This is a genomic window from Arthrobacter sp. 05L417, from assembly GCF_056397865.1.
The window spans coordinates 73,632-90,342 of record NZ_JBFTOG010000009.1 but is presented as its reverse complement, the minus strand read 5'-3'; the positions used below and the strand labels follow the sequence as shown (position 1 = coordinate 90,342).

16 protein-coding genes are annotated in these 16,711 nt (G+C 63.0%); 6 read left to right on the top strand and 10 right to left on the bottom strand.

Features of this window, described 5'->3' with window-relative positions; translation table 11 throughout:
* Positions 1-70: 70 nt before the first annotated feature.
* From AC1DJW_RS09785 to AC1DJW_RS09760, 6 genes are read right to left on the bottom strand one after another with little or no spacing between them, the layout of a single operon-like run.
* Entirely contained in the window at positions 71-2,569 is a 2,499-nt protein-coding gene (locus tag AC1DJW_RS09785) for a beta-glucosidase (RefSeq protein WP_476901278.1), read from the bottom strand.
* Positions 2,570-2,728, bottom strand: a complete 159-nt coding sequence (locus AC1DJW_RS09780) for a hypothetical protein (protein ID WP_476901277.1) — start codon at positions 2,726-2,728, stop codon at positions 2,570-2,572.
* A complete protein-coding gene (locus tag AC1DJW_RS09775; RefSeq protein WP_476901276.1) occupies positions 2,725-4,344 on the bottom strand; it encodes a DUF5597 domain-containing protein in 1,620 nt (539 codons plus the stop codon). Before AC1DJW_RS09775 ends, AC1DJW_RS09780 begins: the two co-directional genes overlap by 4 nt.
* Complete coding sequence (locus AC1DJW_RS09770) at positions 4,341-5,192, bottom strand: carbohydrate ABC transporter permease (protein WP_476901275.1); 852 nt, start codon at positions 5,190-5,192, stop codon at positions 4,341-4,343. The genes AC1DJW_RS09775 and AC1DJW_RS09770 overlap by 4 nt, the downstream gene beginning before the upstream one ends.
* A 1-nt stretch (position 5,193) precedes the next feature.
* On the bottom strand, positions 5,194-6,132 hold the full coding sequence (locus tag AC1DJW_RS09765) for a carbohydrate ABC transporter permease (protein ID WP_476901274.1): 939 nt from the start codon (positions 6,130-6,132) through the stop codon (positions 5,194-5,196).
* 5 nt (positions 6,133-6,137) lie between these two features.
* Complete coding sequence (locus AC1DJW_RS09760; protein WP_476901273.1) at positions 6,138-7,421, bottom strand: extracellular solute-binding protein; 1,284 nt, start codon at positions 7,419-7,421, stop codon at positions 6,138-6,140.
* A gap of 108 nt (positions 7,422-7,529) precedes the next feature.
* Here AC1DJW_RS09760 and AC1DJW_RS09755 point away from each other — a divergent pair, with 108 nt between their 5' ends.
* Entirely contained in the window at positions 7,530-8,138 is a 609-nt protein-coding gene (locus AC1DJW_RS09755; RefSeq protein ID WP_476901272.1) for a TetR/AcrR family transcriptional regulator, read from the top strand.
* A 301-nt stretch (positions 8,139-8,439) separates the two neighbouring features.
* Here AC1DJW_RS09755 and AC1DJW_RS09750 read toward each other — a convergent pair whose 3' ends face one another.
* Entirely contained in the window at positions 8,440-8,946 is a 507-nt protein-coding gene (locus tag AC1DJW_RS09750) for a winged helix-turn-helix transcriptional regulator (protein ID WP_476901271.1), read from the bottom strand.
* Positions 8,947-9,116: 170 nt separating this feature from the next.
* On the opposite strand from AC1DJW_RS09750, the gene AC1DJW_RS09745 reads away from it, so the two are divergent.
* Complete coding sequence (locus AC1DJW_RS09745; RefSeq protein ID WP_476901270.1) at positions 9,117-10,178, top strand: SLAC1 family transporter; 1,062 nt, start codon at positions 9,117-9,119, stop codon at positions 10,176-10,178.
* 284 nt (positions 10,179-10,462) lie between these two features.
* Here the strand turns inward: AC1DJW_RS09745 and AC1DJW_RS09740 are convergent, their stop codons facing one another.
* Both AC1DJW_RS09740 and AC1DJW_RS09735 read right to left on the bottom strand, forming a co-directional pair.
* Complete coding sequence (locus AC1DJW_RS09740; protein WP_476901314.1) at positions 10,463-11,212, bottom strand: MFS transporter; 750 nt, start codon at positions 11,210-11,212, stop codon at positions 10,463-10,465.
* Positions 11,213-11,332: 120 nt separating this feature from the next.
* Positions 11,333-11,911 (bottom strand): TetR/AcrR family transcriptional regulator, encoded by a 579-nt coding sequence (locus AC1DJW_RS09735; protein ID WP_476901269.1) that lies wholly within the window; start codon positions 11,909-11,911, stop codon positions 11,333-11,335.
* Between the two features lie 218 nt (positions 11,912-12,129).
* On the opposite strand from AC1DJW_RS09735, the gene AC1DJW_RS09730 reads away from it, so the two are divergent.
* The 3 genes from AC1DJW_RS09730 (at position 12,130) to AC1DJW_RS09720 (ending at position 15,015) form a co-directional block, all read left to right on the top strand.
* On the top strand, positions 12,130-12,945 hold the full coding sequence (locus tag AC1DJW_RS09730) for an oxidoreductase (RefSeq protein ID WP_476901268.1): 816 nt from the start codon (positions 12,130-12,132) through the stop codon (positions 12,943-12,945).
* 60 nt (positions 12,946-13,005) lie between these two features.
* Positions 13,006-13,524, top strand: a complete 519-nt coding sequence (locus AC1DJW_RS09725) for a nuclear transport factor 2 family protein (RefSeq protein ID WP_476901267.1) — start codon at positions 13,006-13,008, stop codon at positions 13,522-13,524.
* A 561-nt stretch (positions 13,525-14,085) separates the two neighbouring features.
* On the top strand, positions 14,086-15,015 hold the full coding sequence (locus AC1DJW_RS09720) for a ketopantoate reductase family protein (protein WP_476901266.1): 930 nt from the start codon (positions 14,086-14,088) through the stop codon (positions 15,013-15,015).
* Between the two features lie 367 nt (positions 15,016-15,382).
* On the opposite strand, the gene AC1DJW_RS09715 is transcribed toward AC1DJW_RS09720, so the two are convergent.
* Complete coding sequence (locus tag AC1DJW_RS09715) at positions 15,383-15,868, bottom strand: GNAT family N-acetyltransferase (protein ID WP_476901265.1); 486 nt, start codon at positions 15,866-15,868, stop codon at positions 15,383-15,385.
* A gap of 349 nt (positions 15,869-16,217) precedes the next feature.
* Between AC1DJW_RS09715 and AC1DJW_RS09710 the strand changes: the two genes are divergently transcribed.
* On the top strand, positions 16,218-16,709 hold the full coding sequence (locus AC1DJW_RS09710; RefSeq protein WP_476901264.1) for a PaaI family thioesterase: 492 nt from the start codon (positions 16,218-16,220) through the stop codon (positions 16,707-16,709).
* Positions 16,710-16,711: the final 2 nt, after the last annotated feature.

The window sequence follows — 16,711 nt, the reverse complement described above, 5'->3', positions numbered from 1 at the left end:
TATGGCGTCGTGGCCGTGGCACGACCTAGCAATCGGATCCAGCCCGGCAGTAGCCTGTGCTGAGCGAGGCTTAGCGCAGTTCGATTTCCAGTACCTGGAAGTCGTCAGCCGCGTGCCGGCCTACCAGCAGGCGGAATGTGCCCTGCTCGAACTTCCAGCCGCCGTCGTAATGCCCGAAAGCTTTCGCCGGGATGCGGACCTCGACGCTGTCCGTTCCGGCGGGTGCAAGGTGCGTTCCGGCGTAGCCGGCGAGCCAGCGGGCCGGGCGCTCCACAGCCGACTCCGCGCGGGCAAGGTAGACTTGGACCACTTCGCGGCCCGTGCGTGTGCCGGTGTTCCGGACCGGAACGTGCACCACAACGTCCTGCCCGGCCAGGACGGACTGGGGCGCGTGGGCGGTACCCAGCTCGAACGTGGTGTAGCCCAGCCCGAAGCCGAACGGGAGGGCCGGGGCGGCGCCTCCGGCGGCTTCCTGCTTGAGCCACGCCCGGTAGCCGATGTGGATCCCCTCGGAATAGACCACCTTGCCGTCAACGGGCGTGGTGTTGAGGACAGGCACATCCGCCAGCGCGGCGGGCCAGGTGGTGGGAAGGCGTCCGCCCGGCTCCTCGGCTCCCAGCAGGATGTCGGCGATCGCGGTGCCGAATTCCTGGCCGCCGAACCAGCCCAGCAGCACGGCTCCCACCTTGTTTAGCCAGGGCATGAGCACCGGCGAACCGGAGTTCACCACGACGATCGTGCGGGGGTTCACCGCGGCGACGGCCTCCACGAGCTGGTTTTGGAGTCCCGGGAGGTCCAGGTCCTTGCGGTCGAAACCTTCGGACTCGATGGCCGCATTGGTGCCAACCACGACTACTGCGACATCTGAGATCCGTGCTGCCGCCACGGCGGCGTCGATCTCCGCCTGCGGGTCAGAAACTACTGTCTCTTCGCCGAGCAGGATCACGGTGAACGGAATGACCTGCTGCGTGGGCAGCTGGTATTCCGCCTCGATCCGGACGCGCTCGCCGGCCGCCGTTTCGATGGGGCGGACGGTCTTGGGCGGGTCGAACAGCGCGGCCCCGAGGACGTCCGTGTCGTCCTCGATTTCGCCGCTAAATACTTCCGATCCGTCCAGTGCAAGTCGAATCTGGCCAACGGTGCCGACGCCGAGATGGTGAACGCCTGCTGTTTCTGCAGTCCACACGGTCTCCATCCGGATGGCGACGGCGCCCTCGGGGATGCCCACCCCGAACCAGATCAAGTGCGAGGCAAGCCGGTCTTCACCGGAGATGACAGAACCGCCAGCGGCAAGGAAGGAGACACGCATCCCGGGGACCCCGGACACAGGATTCCACAACGTCGTGCGGCGGAAGGGCTGCAGTCCCTCGGCGACCTTGGCGCCGCGGGCGTAGCTGACCTCGACGTTGCCGGGAAGGGCAGCCCGTAGTCCCTCCAGCGGCGAGACGGTGTATTTGGGCATCACGGTGGCGCTGCCGCCGCCCTGGGTGCGCGCCTCCTCGGCGTTGTGCCCGATCACGGCCACGCTGCCGAGCTTCGAAGCATCCAGCGGCAGGATGCCGCCGACGTTGCGGACCAGCACCGCGCCGCGGACGGCCACTTCACGGGCGACGGCGGCGCCGTTCAGCTGGGCGGGAAGCTCCGTCATGGCGGGGGTGAATCCCTCGAGGGAACCGACGCGGGCTGCCAGCCGCAGGATGCGGACGACCTTTTCCAGGATAACTTCCCGGCTGACGCGCCCGTCCTTGACGGCTGCGAGCAGCTTGGGTCCCCAGTGGCCCACCGGGCCGGGCATTTCCAGGTCCTGGTGGGCGTTGGCCGCCTCCACGGACCGTACGCCGGTCCAGTCGGAGACCACGACGCCGTCGAATCCCCATTCGGTGGACAGCGGGGTTTCGAGCAGTTTGTTTTCGCTGGCGGTGGTGCCGTTGATGGAGTTGTAGGAGCTCATCACCAGCCACGCGCGGGCCTCGGTGATGGCGTCCTCGAAGGCTGCCAGGTAGAGCTCACGCAGCGGTCGTTCGGCCACCACGGAGTCGGCGGTGAAGCGGTCCGTCTCGGCCTCGTTGGCCAGGTAGTGCTTGGGCGTGGCGCCGACGCCCATGGACTGCACGCCGGAGACGTATCCGGCGGCGATGGTTGCCGTGAGCCGCGGGTCCTCGCTCATGCATTCGAAGTGTCGGCCGCCCAGCGGTGAGCGGTGAAGGTTGATGGTGGGGCCCAGAACGGCGTGCGCTCCCTTGCGGCGCGCCTCCTGTCCCAGGACCTGGCCGTACCGGCGCGCCGTTTCGACGCTCCAGGTGGCGGACAGGGCGGACGACGACGGCAGGGAGACGGAGTCGTGACGCTCGTCGAAGTCTTCGCCGCGGACGCCCGAAGGGCCGTCGGACATCACCACGCGGCTGAGTCCGATTTCCGGGATGGCGTGGGTGGCCCAGACGTCTGCGCCGGTCAGCAGCTGGACCTGCTGTTCCAGGGTAAGGCTCTGGGCGAGTTCGCGGATCCGTGCCTCGGCATCCGGGGAATCCGAAGCCTGGGACAGTACAGCTGGTGACAGGGCGGGGTTCATTTAGTTGACTCCATTGATGCGGGGGACGGGGGCGGCGTCGATGATTCCCACGACGGTGCCGGCTATGAAGAGCGCGGCGTAACCGCCGAGGGTGATGACGGGGAGGGCGATGGCAGGTGCCCAGCGACTTCGGGAGTGCTGGGCGGCAGGTGCACTCAAACCGCACCTGGGGCAACGGTCCTTGGCAGGCGATAAAGACGACACCGGGACATACCTGAGTGCGCGTGGCTCATGGGGATCGGGAACGGACTTTCGGCCGGCTGGAGCGGCGGGTGGATTATGGCGGTACCACCGGCGGTCTCGTCACCGTTGAGCATTCGAGCGAGCATGCCGTCAGGTTCAAGTTCGTCTACCGCCTCGAGACCGACCTGCCAGGCCGGGTCAGCATGTTCGAAGTCGATCCTAAATCCACGCCCGACGGTCAGCAACGTGTCATCGCCGAGATTCACGACCATGCCGTAGCTATCGGATCCGGCTGGATCTACGCCGATTCCTGCGGCTCTGGTGATCACCAGATCGATGCTCCCCAGGGACCGCGTTACCGTCGGGACGGCATCCGTGAGATGAAACCCCATGAGTTCGCGCCGCGTGCCCTCAGGATGACTTGTCAACGGAAACACCGCAGACAGTAAGGCGTAGGCGTCCTCCAAGGGAGCAAGATCCTCCCAGCCGGCAGAGTCAACACCGAAGGGAGATACGCCGAGCGCGCCGTACTCGCCAATGGCGAGGAAGGCGGTCCCGACACCCGTCTGATCTCGCCGCTGCTCGGGGATGAACAAGCCCCGGGACATCTCTGCAAAAGCGGGCAGGATCTTGTCCGGGTCACCGAAGTACACGTCGGGTGTGAACAGGTCCACACTTGTCGCGATGGATGTCCAAACATCCGCGACCCGCGGCAGAGGACCGCCACTTGGGTAGGTGCCGGGGACCTGCCCTCCCGCTACTGCGAACCCCTCGACCTCGACGTCAATCTCGCTGTCAAGCCACGCATTTACGAAAAAGGGAAGCGGCGAGACGGTTCGTGCCCGGCGTGCCAGGGCTTCGACATGGGATGCGTACCCCCAAGCCATGAACGCCTCGTCACGTCCTAGCGGATCGTCCGTGACGTCTGCCCAGCTTTGGCGGTCTCCCTCGAAGCCGGGACGTCGGAGAAGGGATTGCCTCAGACTTTCCGGCACGGCCGCATGGAAGGCACGACCGGCCTGCTCGGAATGATCTCTGGATGCCCCCAGCAGTCCTATTTCGTTCTCGATCTGGATCATGATTACGGTCCGGTGCTCGGCGTCGATCTGCTCAACATGCTCCACCAGCGCCTGAAAGGCAGGTGCGTCAAGCTGTGTGGGGCCGAACGGCGTGAGCGTGTCGGACAGCCGGCCGTCGTCGAGCACGCAGCGTGGGAACCTCTCCCAATCGAGCTTCACCCATGCCGGTGCGTAGCTGGAGGATCCATTCTTCCAGGCCCCGAACCACAGCAGCACGAGTCGGAGACCTGCTTTGCGGACCTGCGAGACGAGCTTGTCGACGGAGGAGAAATCATAGTTGCCCTCTGTGGGTTCGAGTGCTTCCCAGGTGACGCTGGCCAAGACCGTTGTCGCGTTGACTTTGCGGGCTATCTCAAGTCCGTGGCTCAGGGCAGCTGTCCCGGATGAGGTGGAGTTGTGTAGTTCGACTCCGAGCACGGGAAAGTGTCGGCCGTCGACTACGAGTTGCGCAAGCCCACTGGTGCGGTCGAGATGTGGGACCATAACGGCGCTTGCGGTGGTTGTGTTTGTCATTTGATTCCTGTGTTTGCGATGCCCTGGATGAAGTAGCGCTGTAAGAAGAGGAAGACCACGATGATCGGCAGCACGACGACGACAGCTCCTGCCAAGAGCAGGCCATAGTTTGTGCCGTTGGCCCCGATCGAAAAGAGCGCGAGAGCCACCGGAAGGGTGTACATGTCGTCCGTCTGTGCGATCACCAAGGGCCAAAGGAAGTTGTTCCATTGGGCCAGGAATGTCAGGATCGCGAGCGTGGCGAGGGCGGGTCCCGAAAGTGGCAGGATCAGCCGGAAGAAGGTCCGGACCTCTCCGGCACCGTCCAGTTTCGCCGCCTCAAGGAGGGCATCGGGAATGTCGCCGATGAACTGGCGCATGAGGAACACACCGAGTGGCGTGACGATATAGGGAAGAATCAGCCCAAGATAGCTGTTGGCCAAGCCCAGGTTGCTGACCTGCACGAACAGGGGCACGAACGTAGCTATACCGGGGACGACGAGCATCAGTAGCACGAGCGAGAACAGCAGCCGTTTGCCCGCGAAGTCGATCTTTGCGAGGGCGTAGCCAGCCATCGCGCAGAAGAGAAGATTGCCAATGACACAGGCGATGGCGACTACGGCGCTGTTGAAGAAGTACAGCCCGAAGTTCTGCCGAGACAGGAGATCCGTGAAGTTGCCTAGGGTGGGGCTTTTGGGGAGCCAGGCGTTGGGGTCTGCCAGAATCTCGCCTGTCGGCTTGATCGATCCGAGAATCATCCATGCGAAGGGAGCGAGGGTGACGAGGAGCCCGAGGGAGGCAAGGATGTAGATGAGGGTACGTGCGCGGAAGCTCTTACGGACTGAGCGCACCGAAGCGGTGATGGTCATTTCAACTCCTGGTACGGAACAATCGGAACTGGAGGAAGCTGAGCAGCGCGATGACGAGTACAAGAACGTATGATGCCGCTGACGCAAGCCCGTACAGTCCAAAGCCGAACTGCTTATACGCGTAGTAGCCGATGGAGAACGTGCTGTCGAGGGGGCCGCCGCCGGTCATGACGAACGGCTCCTCAAAGAACTGCAGGTAGGCGATGCTCAGCAGGACCGCAACGACAAGAGTCGTCGGCTTCAACAGCGGCAGGGTGATGCTGCGGAACGAACGCCACTTGCTGGCGCCGTCGACACTGGCTGCTTCATGGAGCTCGGTCGGAATTGCCTGGAGTCCGGCAAGAAAGATCACCATGGGGATTCCGAAGTTGCGCCACACGGCCATGATGATGAGAGCAGGCATCGACCACGCTGGATCGTTGAGCCAATCAGGACCGGCGATTCCGATTGCCCCGAGGGCGGCATTAAACAGCCCGTCCTCCTGGTACATATATCGCCACACGACAGCGATGGCGATAATGCTGGTCACAACCGGCGCGAAATAGCCCACGCGGAACACAGCCTTCAGGCGGGTGATACCCGAATTGAGGGCAACGGCCGCGACAAGGGAAACGAGCATCGTGACAGGTATGCCGACCGCGACGAAGTACAGGGTGTTCAGCACCGCGCGAATGAACGTGCCGTCAGCGAACAACGTCACGTAGTTATCCAGTCCCACAAAGCTCACACCGAACGGGGTCCGCAGGTCGCGGCTCCTGATGTCCGTGAAGCTCATCAGCAACGAGGAAAGCACCGGCCACAGACCGAACGCGAAAAAGAAGATGAGGAATGGGCTGCAAAACAACCAGGCGGCCATAGTGCGACCACGCCGGGCACGGTTCCCCTTCCGGGGCGGCAGACTGGTGCCTGCCACCTCGGAAGTCGCTATTAGAGTTGCCACGGGTGTTACCTGCCTGTCCCGATCTTCTTCGCACCGGACTGGATCGCTGCCTGCGCCTCCTCGGGAGTGCTGGCACCCTTCGCGACCTTCTCGGCTTCGGCGTCTATGAGCGCACCAATCTGGGTCCAGGTCGTTACTGCGGGCGCATTCTGGGCGTTCTCGAGCTGTTTACCGAACACCTTGAGGTAGGGATCGGAGGAGAGAGCCTTGGAATTCCAGGCCGACTGCACCGCGGGCAGATCGCCGGAAATCTTGAACCACTGCTCCTGCGTTTCCGCCTTTGACAACCATCGGACGAGCTTCCACGCACCGTCGCGGTTCTTGGCGTTTTTGAATACCGCGAGGTGGCTACCGCCGATATACGATGTGTTGCCCGCTGGTCCAGCAGGGACGGGCGCAAGGCCGACCTTGCTGAGGAACCCCTCGCCTCCTGCCTGCTTCAGCAAACCGATCTCCCAGGGTCCGGAGATGAACGAACCGACTTCACCCGAAACGAATTTCGGTTCGATCTCTCCGAGGCTGACCGGCCCGTTCTGACTGGCGATTCCGCTCGTGAACAACGACCGGTATCGATTGAGTCCTTCCAACGCCTGCGGGGAATCAAAGGTTAGCTGCGTACGCTTCTCGTCCGTGAGCTGAGCCCCCGCCTGCCACATATACGGGAGTATCGTCTGCCACGTATACGCTGCACCGGTCGTAACCGAGAAGCCCCACTTGGCCCCCTGGCCCTGGAGGCCCTTGGCGAAACCGTCGAACTTGTCCCACGATTCCGGGGCCGTGAGCCTTGCCGCGTCTGCAAGGTCCTTCCGATAGAACAGGGCTCGCGTTTCGACGTACCACGGCACCGCAAACGTGGCACCGGCGATTTCGGAGCTGCCCTGTGCGCCCGGGAAGAACGATTTCTTATCAACAAGGCCCTCAGGCACCGCCTCCAGGCCGCCGCCCGCGACGAACGAAGCAAGGTCGGAGGAACCAACCATCGTCGCGTCGGGCGTCGACCCTGATGCGACCGCAGTTTCGATTTTCTTGGCATAGTCCTGCCAGGGCACTGCAGTGACCTCAACGGTCGCGTCGGGGTTCGCTTCCTTGAAGCCCTTGATGAGTTCAGGCAGCTTTTCGCCCTCTGTTCCCATCGTCCAGATCTTGACGGTGCCCGTCGCCGGGCCGGCGTCCACCGCGGCGCCGGGCTGGACGTCCTTGGCCGCGGTGTCAGTTCGTCCGCATCCAGTAAAGACAAGGGCTGTCAACACGCCGCCCGCGACGGTAGCAAGAAGTGCTTTGCGTTTCATTAGCAGATTTTCTCCTCATTGAGTACGGCGAAGTGTGCCGTCCAACGAAAGTACCACCCAAAACCGAACAACTGCAATATTCTGATCAATATTGGCTATCATGAATGAGTGACCACCACGATGCCCCCCTCTGCCCAACCGCCGACACGTCGGGGCCCCGGCGTCAAAACAGCGCAACGGCGGCAGGAAATCGTCGAAGCGGCGACGAACGTTTTCGCCTCCCGCGGCTACCACGGGGGATCCCTGCGCGACATCGCCCGGCAGATCGGGTTGAGTTTGACCAGTGTCGTCCATCATTTCCCGGCGAAGAGCGACCTTCTTGCGGCTGTTCTGGACAACGCCGATCAAACAGGCGGATGGACCTTGGGCCTTGCACGCAGCGAAGGGGTGAAGGTTGCAATCCTCGCGCTTGTAGATTTCAACCTGGAGCGCCAGGAACTGCTGCGGCTTCTGGCGATTGTGTCTTCCGAGGCGTCGGATCCAGCACACCCGGCTCACCAGTGGTTCGTGGACCGATATGCCAACCTCGCCTCTTCTCTCGCCGAACTCCTTGAGTACGACATCGAACGTGGCCGCGTTTCGGCGGACGTCGACCCGGAACTGACTGGGCGTTTGCTAGTGGCTATGTGGGACGGACTGCAGTTGCAATGGTTGCTCGATCCCACGCAGGACATGCACGGGAAAATGGATGCCGCCCTCAGCCGTCTGCTGCAGTAGGTGCGCTATGCCGACTCGGGGCTTGGCGCAGGCTGCGGGAGGCACGGAGAGCCTGCTGTTCGCGTTGGGCGTCGGCCTGTCTCATCTGTGATCACCCCTCCGAAGAGCGGCTCTCCGAGGCTCCGGTCCCCGAGGAATTGCTGGGGATTCGAGAGTGATCTCCAGTCCACCACTGCCGCCCGGACGGCTCCGATGACCGTAGTCTCACGCACATGCACAAGCACAGCTACGCGGTGACGTGCCCCTGAGGGGCCCTAGTATCCGCGGCTCCGGACGGCCTGCCATCCGACGCGCCCCGACATCAATCAGAGGCCTTGTGCGGTGCCCCTGCACGCGCCAGCTCGATAAGCTTTTCACCGGACTTCGGATGAGCCCACGCGGTGGTTGCGACCGTGAGCCCCGCCCCGCATGTTTGGCACCAGGCGCCGGAGACGGACTCGGTGCCACAGGTCGTGCAGATAATGCGCATTGATTTTCCGCCCGGCGACTGCGTGTGCCTCTGCGCCCACACGGTGAGCGCATGCAGGACGGGTAGCGCGTCGTTCCCGGCTGCGGTGAGGCGGTATTCGTTCCGGGGGCGGGTTCCCGCGCTGTATGGTTCGGCGTTCAGAACACCCGCACCGACCAGGCGCCGGAGGCGTTCGCTGAGCACATTGTCGGCGACGCGCAGTTCCTTCTTCATGCCGTCGAAGCGGTTGTTGCCCAGGAACACCTCCCGCAGCACCAGCAGGGACCACGGATCCCCCAGGACGTCCGCGGCCCGGGCGATGGGGCACTTGTCTTCTGACCAGCTCGTGCGAAGCGGCATCAGGATCCCTTTCCAGAGAGTACTTACTTTCTTGGAGCAAGTTTATTTACTTTCTTAAAGAAAGCTTGTATCGTGATTCTACGCCGCGATCACCGGAATGAAGCATTCCCTGCCGATCACCGAACGGCGATCTCACCACGACTGACGGGCCCAGCTCCGAGGAGTACGGAATGACTGTTGCCGACATCAGGACCGGGCCGGCAACGGCCGGCCCGGCCGACCCCTCACCGGACCGACCGTCAGCTGCCGACCCGCCGCCCGCCGCCGCGTCGGGCATGCTGCCGTTGAGCCTCTTCGGTGTTCCGCTGGGCCTCGCCGGATTGGGCGCCGGATGGTCGGCGGGCCGGGCCACCCTCGGGGCGCCGGCCTGGCCGGAGGAAGTCCTCTACGGAGCGGCCAGTGCCATCTGGCTCATCCTGACCACGATCTATCTGGTGCGCGGCCTGCGCCGCAAAGGAGCCTTCCGCGCCGATCTCCGGCACGAGATAGCCGGCCCGTTTGCGTCCTTCATCCCCCTGGTGGGGATCCTGCTTTCAGCCCACTACAGCGAATACCTTCCCGCGGTAGGTCCATGGGTGTGTGTTGCGTTCATCGCAGCGCTCACCGTTGTGGCCACCCAGCTCTTCGCCCACTGGATTACCGGCGGAGTCTCCATGCAATCCATTCACCCCGGCTACCTCCTGCCTGTCGTGGCCGGATCCTTCGTTGCCAGCATCGGGTTCTCGAGCATCCACGCCCGCGATGCGGCGCTGGCCGCCTTCGGCATCGGTGCCTTCTTCTGGCTCGTCGTCGGAACCGTCGTCACGGTCCGGCTGATGACCGCAGGCGCTCTTCCCCCGGCAGCCAAGACCGGACTGTCGGCCTACCTCGCCGCCCCGGCAACAGCGAGCATTGCGTGGATGGTCTCCCATCCGGGACCCATGGGCGCGCTGCAGCTGGGCCTCACCGGCGTGCTGACCATCATGTTGCTCATGCAACTGTTCCTCATCGGCGAGTACCGCAAGATCCCCTTCAGCCCCCTGTTCTGGGTCTTCACCTTCCCCGTCGCCACCACCGCAAACTACGCCGTCCGCTGGTTCGCCGCAACGAACCTTCCCGGCCGGGACACCTATGCCTGGATCACGCTCGCCCTGGCGACCACATTCATCCTGACGATCGCCGCCCGCAGCATGGTCGCAGCCATCGCCGGCCACACCGAAAAACGCCGGAACGACGCACCGGCTCTCGTCTAGGACGACCAGCCGCCAGCTTCCGAATCTACTTCTCCCAGGCGGGGCGTATCCTTGCCCGGCATTCGATGGGGCCGCCAATCGGGCACCCAAGCCCAAATGTGTCCTCTGAGTGCTGAAGGTACCGGGATCCGACGTTCGCGCCTCGTGCAAACCGAACCTGCGCGCGGTCCGCCCGTTGAAGGTCGCTTTCCCTCCGTTCCAACTTCCTGGCAGTATCTGGCTCTCTCTCGTCGGAGAGCCAAATTTCGAAGCCTGTCAGGGTTCCGCTCTCGTCTACTCGATAGCTATACAAGAGCGCTGTAGCGCTCATTGGCGAAGGCCAACCGTCCCCCATGGGTGGGCCTTCGTCGTGCCCCCACGCCGTCGCACGACGGCGTGGACCCGTCCTGGTCCGGGTGCAGACGACGTCTCACCTTCCGTGTAGGCGGCTTCTGCAACTGACAGCGGCCCAGCCTCTTTGAGGTCTGGGCCGCCGCGGCTTGGTTATTGTGTGCGGGGTGGAGGGCGGTTAGGGCGAGAGTTTCTTCGAGGACGCGGCCTTTGGTTTCGATGGCGAAGACGATGGTGATGAGGCCTCCGATGAGGGCGACCGCCGCGAACACGGTGAAGACGTAGCTGATGCCGAAGTTGTCGACGATCCATCCGACCAGGAGCGGTCCGACGGCGGACCCGGCGCGGAGCCAGGCGCTCCCGAAGCCGGTGCCGATGGCCCGCAGCCGGATCCGGTAGAGCTCCGCGGAGTAGAGGTAGAGCGAGAACGAGATGGTTTGCAGGATGGCGTAGGCGACGCTGGCGAACACAACGACCTGTGTCGCGGAGACGGCGCCCAAGGCCGTGAGGATGGCAAGCGGGACGGTGCAGGCCAAGAAAGCCACGGAGTACCAGCGCTTGCGGCCAACCCTATCGATGAGCAGGGCGCAGAGAATGGAGGCGACAACGCCGACGGCGGAGGTCACCCAACCGTAGGCGAGGCTGGTCTGCAGATAGCGGTTAGTACGTCGCTGGACTCCCCCATGCGATGAAACATCCGTTATCGGCGCTCACGGTGGACATGAAAGTGCGAAGGGAAGTGATAGTAAACTGCTGACTTTGTCCAAACAGACCATCCCCGGCAGGAAGACGGCCCTGAACAACCAGCCCGTCTTCTCGAGTCGCTAGCTGCGTTTTCCGGCTCCGTAGAGCAAGGTGTCGATGACCAGTGTGGCGAGTGTATCCGTTAGCTTTGCGTCCGGATCGTCATCCGCCGGGAATCTTTGCAGGGCCTCACTCATGAGCGCGTAGTACACTTGCCGTGTCCATTCCAGGTCAGCATCCCGATGGAGCAGTCCCTCGCGTTGGGCTCTGGAGAGGAGATCCAGACAGCGGGCATTGATCCGATCCCAGATTTCGGCGGCCGCACTGGCGTCCGCCAGGGGACTGCCAAGAGTGAATCTCCACGCGCTTTTTGTCCTTAAGACATTCGCTGTTACACGATGCAGCGCAACAAGCGGAGGGGCCGAATCAGGGTTGCCCGCTTCAATGGCAGCGGCAAGCTGCTGTTTGGCGGAGATTGCGAGAGCATCCATGAGAGCTTTGCGGTTGGCGAACCTGCGGTGGACTGTGGTTCTGGTCAGCCCTGCCCTTTCACCGATCTGCTCCATGGAGGCGCCAGGGTCATCGGTCAATACCTGCTCGGCTGCTTCCAAAATGGCGCGCACACTACGCTCAGCATCGGCCCGCAATGCTCGGCCCATCAAATATCTCCATCCATAGGGTTCCTCCATCCTAACCGATACCCCGGAGAGCCAGATTTAACCGCAAAAGAAACAAGAGTGTTGCATTAAAGTCAATACTCGCTACACTCTTGTTACGGGTAAACGGTAGGACGCCCAGACGCTATTGCCTCTCCTCTAGAGCCCTAGCGACACAGGATTAGGCAAGAAAGCTTTCGAACGGACTGAGGAGTCAAGACGTGGCAACAACACGGGAAATCGCATTGGTAACCGGTGCCTCATCAGGGATCGGGAAGGCTGCTGCTGCAGCACTGGTTGAGGCGGGCTTCGAGGTCGTCGGAACCAGCCGCAAGTCGGCAGGAGTGAAGCCCGGGGCAGGAATCACATTCATCGACCTCGACGTAACAAGCGACGAGTCCGTAGCGGGTGCAGTGAAACACGTCATTGACCGTTTCGGGAAGATCGACGTACTGGTCAACAACGCCGGCATCGGCTCGATCGGCGCCGCCGAGGAAAGCTCCATCGCGCAATCGCAAGCGGTCTTCGACATCAATGTGTTCGGCGTCATGCGCATGGTGAAGGAGGTACTGCCGCACATGCGTGCCCGAGGACGCGGACGCATCATCAACCTCTCATCGGTCCAGGGATTCATCCCCGCGCCCTTCATGGCCGTCTACGGCGCCTCCAAACACGCGATCGAGGGCTACTCCCAGTCCCTGGACCACGAGGTCCGGCAGTACGGCATCCGGGCCCTGCTCGTCGAACCCGCCTACACCAGGACCGGATTCGAGGCCAACAGCACGCAGCCCGACATGCCTCTGGCGGGGTACGCGCAGCAGCGGCAAACCTTCGGCCGCGTGATGGCGGCGGCGATCAAGGACGGCGACGACCCCGCCGTCGTCGCCAAGGTGATCGTCAAGGCCGCAACGGACCCGAAGCCGAACCTGCGCTACACGGCCGGCACCCTGGCCGGACGTGCCAGCACACTGCGCCGCTTCGCCCCCGCCCGGGCCTTCGACAGCCAGATCCGCAAGCTCAACCAGCTGACCGGCTAACACCCGCCCACCCCGCAAACCCCAACACACCGTTCACACCGTTCACACCGGGAGAGACCAGTGCTAGACACCCCACCATCCGCCGCCACGACCATCGCCCGCTGGCGCGCCGCCGGGGAAAGCGGTGACCCCGACGCCGCGGTCGCCTGCCTGAGCCCGGACATCGTCCTCAGCTCCCCGCTCACCGAGCAGTTCCGCCTCGAGGGATCTGACCAACTACGCGACTTCCTGGCCTCGGCATTCACTGCGGTCGAAGACATCCACTTCCACACCGAGACCGGTCAGGGCGACACGTACGCGCTGGTCTACCGGGCACGAGTGGGGACTCAGCCGTTCGAGGAGGCGCAACTGCTGCGCCTCGACGACAAGGCACGCATCAGAGAGATCACGCTCTTCGGGCGCCCGATGCCGGCGCTCACCGCGCTGATGATCACCCTCGGGCCGGAGCTCGCCCGCCGGCAGGGACGCCGGGGCCTCGCGGCACTCATGCGCGCCAGCACCGCACCGGTGCACGCGATGGTCGCATTCGGGGATCGCCGCGTGGTCCCCCTGACCGGACCGGGTGCCAGACGAACCTGAGGGGATGGCCAGCCGCGTAGCAGCGGAAAATGCGCCGCGGGGCAACCTCGTTAGCGGTCTCCACCTCGGATTCACCGCGATGCCGATGACAAAAAAGCATCGACGCTCCCATGAACGACGCCGCTGACGCTGTCCGCACGGCACTTAGCGGTGCGGACTTGAACAAGGCGATTACGAGATTCTTGCCGACGACCTCAGCATCAGCATTACGGCAAATCTCGCAGCTCCTATCGAGGCCATGTACCCCAAACTGATCAACCTTTAGGCTCATCACGCGGACCACAACGGAAATGGAGCGGGGCGGAGCGGGCGTTTTGGCCCCTGAAGTCGGTCCGCCGAGATGCCGACTGCACCCACTAAACATCGAACCACGTGTCGGCCCGGGATATAGATCTTTCTCGTAACCGTAGAGGCCTCGCAGCCCACAGGATAGAAAGAAAGGCAGCCGCTGTGACTGTAGATACGAATAGTCCAACCGGTACTCCTACGAGTCCGCCCATAGCCACCGCATCGGACGTTTCGAGGGAGACGACTAGCGTCGTCGGGCTTCGAACCCTGATCGTGGGTGCTGGCGCCGTTGGAGGATTTTTCGGGTACCACCTCGCAAGAGCTGGTCGAGATGTAACTTTCCTCGTGCGTCCTGAACGTGCGCAGCTGTTGAAGGAACGCGGACTTGTTCTTCGCTCGGCTGGAGGGGAAAGTCAAATCAGCCCGCAGACGGTCTCGGCCCCGCAGATTGGTGGCTCCTATGACATCGTACTGCTGGCCGTAAAGGCGTATGCGCTCGAGAAGGCGATCGAAGATCTCGGACCCGCAGTGGGGCCACAGACCGCGATCCTGCCCGTGCTGAATGGGATCCGGCACATGGACACACTTCAGGCACACTTCGGACGCGAGCACGTCCTTGGCGGCGTCTGCGTTGTTGTGAGCCAGCTGGAAAAGGATGGAGCGATTCGTCAACTCCTGCCCGGTGCCAGCCTTTCCTATGGGTCGCTCGACGGCATTCACGATAAGCGTCTCGACCGCGTCGACGCGACGCTCCGCGGTGCAGGGTTCGATACCGAGCTTTCCGGCTCAATTGAACTCGATATGTGGGAAAAATGGGTATTCCTGGCCGCCGGCGGTGCGCTCACCACGTTACTCAGAGGAACGGCTGGCGAGATCACGCGGGTGAGCGGGGGGCTTTCGACAGCGCAAGCCGTCATCCGGGAGTGCGTACACATCGCCACAGCCGCTGGCTTTGCGCCCCGCCGCGCTGCCCTTGACCGTGTCGAACGCACGCTGCTGCAGCCGGGATCCGGATTCGCGACGTCGATGTATCGCGATCTCATGCAGGGTCAGGACGTCGAAGCCGATCAGATCCTGGGAGATCTCCTTGAACGGGCAGAACTCCTTGGTGTGGATGCACCCCTGATTACCGCCGCGTTCGCGGGGCTGTCCATGTACATGGCCGCCAAAAGTACCGAGACCGGGCGTGAAGGCATTCATTGAGGGGCTGCTGACGTGAAAACGAGGTGAGCATGGCGTGTTCGACGGCGACGAGTGTGCAAGCAGTGTGGCAGCCCCGCCGACTGCCCGGCCATGGCCACTCACCTGGTCCTTCTGACAAAGGCCATCACAGTCGGATCAAGGGGACCGGAACGCCACGAAGAACACCGGGACCGGAAAGCAACGCATGGTTGGCGTTCCGGAGACGCGCCCGACGACAACGGACTTCAGAAGGACCAAACCTCGTCTCCCGCGCGTACCGACCCCACCCTCATATCTAGTGGCGTTCTAAGTATCGACCGGAAGGGATGGGATTTTTGCCAAGTATGGAAGAGCTGGTGCTTCCATACTTTGTGCCGGCGGGGACTTGTTACGTTAAACGCTTTTCAAAGCAAAGGGAGAAGGGGATGGCAGTTGCATAGGGTTCATACACCGGAATGCGCGTGTAGCCCCGCTTCGAGTACAGGGCGACAGCTTCGGGCTGCTGATCCCCAGTCTGTAAAATGACCCGCGAGGCTCCCCCCTCTGCCGCGATCGCTTCGATCTCCCCCATCAGCGCGCCGGCGATACCCCGGCCTCGTTCGCTTTCAAGCACCACGACTCGCTTGACTTCCCACTCCCCGTTAAGTGACCGGAGGGCGGCGTGGGCCACAGGCCCGGTGTCATCCGACACGGCCAGGACGGTCGCAAGCACATCATCCGGATCAACGGCCAAGGCCCTGAGCGCAGCGTCCCGCGCGGGACCAGGCTGCAGGTGGCGCGCATACCTGCTGTGGAGGTCCTCCTCCAGGATCCGCTGGAGCGCAACAGCGCGCTCATCCGTCCAGAGGACCTGTTCAAACCTCAATACTGACACCGGGCACTCCATTTCTTGTCGGCTCTGACGGCGGGAGCTGATGGTTGCCGATTGAACTGTTCCCGGCGGATTCCGCTGTTGATTCCCATCTAATAGATACTCAACAGAAACAGATTCCGCAATATCGGGAACAATTATGTTCCATTTTTGATCGCAACCGATACACTCTTGATGCGGACGCCCGGACGTTTCCCGGGCCCCCGCATCCGAACCGCGAGCAGTCGCTGCCTTGGTCTCACCAAACCGGGCGCGTCGGTCCCTGACACGGGCCATGCTTCACGTGAACTTAGCTCGACTGCGGAGCGGAAGTATGCGCGTCAACATCAATTGCCTAACGATAGGAGCAGCAGTGACAGAGCGTAAACGACTCGTCGCGTGGGATGATCCCGCCGTTGGTGCGGCAGCCATGCCGAACATGAGCGGCCTTGAATACCTGCACTCAATGATGGGCAACAAGCTGCCGCCTCCACCCATGGGGGAACTGCTGAACATGAAGCTGGTCGAGGCGGCGCCGGGAACGGCCACCTTTACCTGCCACCCGGACGAATCCCATTACAACCCGATCGGCGCAGTCCACGGCGGGCTGGTGTGCACCCTGCTCGATTCGGCACTGGGCTGCGCCGTACAGACCACCCTTCCTCAGGGCGTGGGTTACACCTCCATAGAAATCAAGGTGAACTATCTTCGTTCGGTACGGTCCGGCAGCGGTCCGCTGACCTGTGTAGGCGTTGTATCGAAGGCCGGCAGTCGCGTTGCCTTCGCAGACGGCACTGTCACTGACGTCAGCGGCAAGTTGGTCGCTACAGCCACCGGGTCCCTGCTCGTCTTTCCACTCACCTGACG

Coding starts and splice junctions, on each gene's coding strand:
- AC1DJW_RS09770 (WP_476901275.1), bottom strand. CDS start 5,192: ATGACCATCACCGCTTCGGTGCGCTCAGTCCGTAAGAGCTTCCGCGCA.
- AC1DJW_RS09785 (WP_476901278.1), bottom strand. CDS start 2,569: ATGAACCCCGCCCTGTCACCAGCTGTACTGTCCCAGGCTTCGGATTCC.
- AC1DJW_RS09760 (WP_476901273.1), bottom strand. CDS start 7,421: ATGAAACGCAAAGCACTTCTTGCTACCGTCGCGGGCGGCGTGTTGACA.
- AC1DJW_RS09745 (WP_476901270.1), top strand. CDS start 9,117: ATGACTGTTGCCGACATCAGGACCGGGCCGGCAACGGCCGGCCCGGCC.
- AC1DJW_RS09735 (WP_476901269.1), bottom strand. CDS start 11,911: ATGGGCCGAGCATTGCGGGCCGATGCTGAGCGTAGTGTGCGCGCCATT.
- AC1DJW_RS09750 (WP_476901271.1), bottom strand. CDS start 8,946: ATGCCGCTTCGCACGAGCTGGTCAGAAGACAAGTGCCCCATCGCCCGG.
- AC1DJW_RS09775 (WP_476901276.1), bottom strand. CDS start 4,344: ATGACAAACACAACCACCGCAAGCGCCGTTATGGTCCCACATCTCGAC.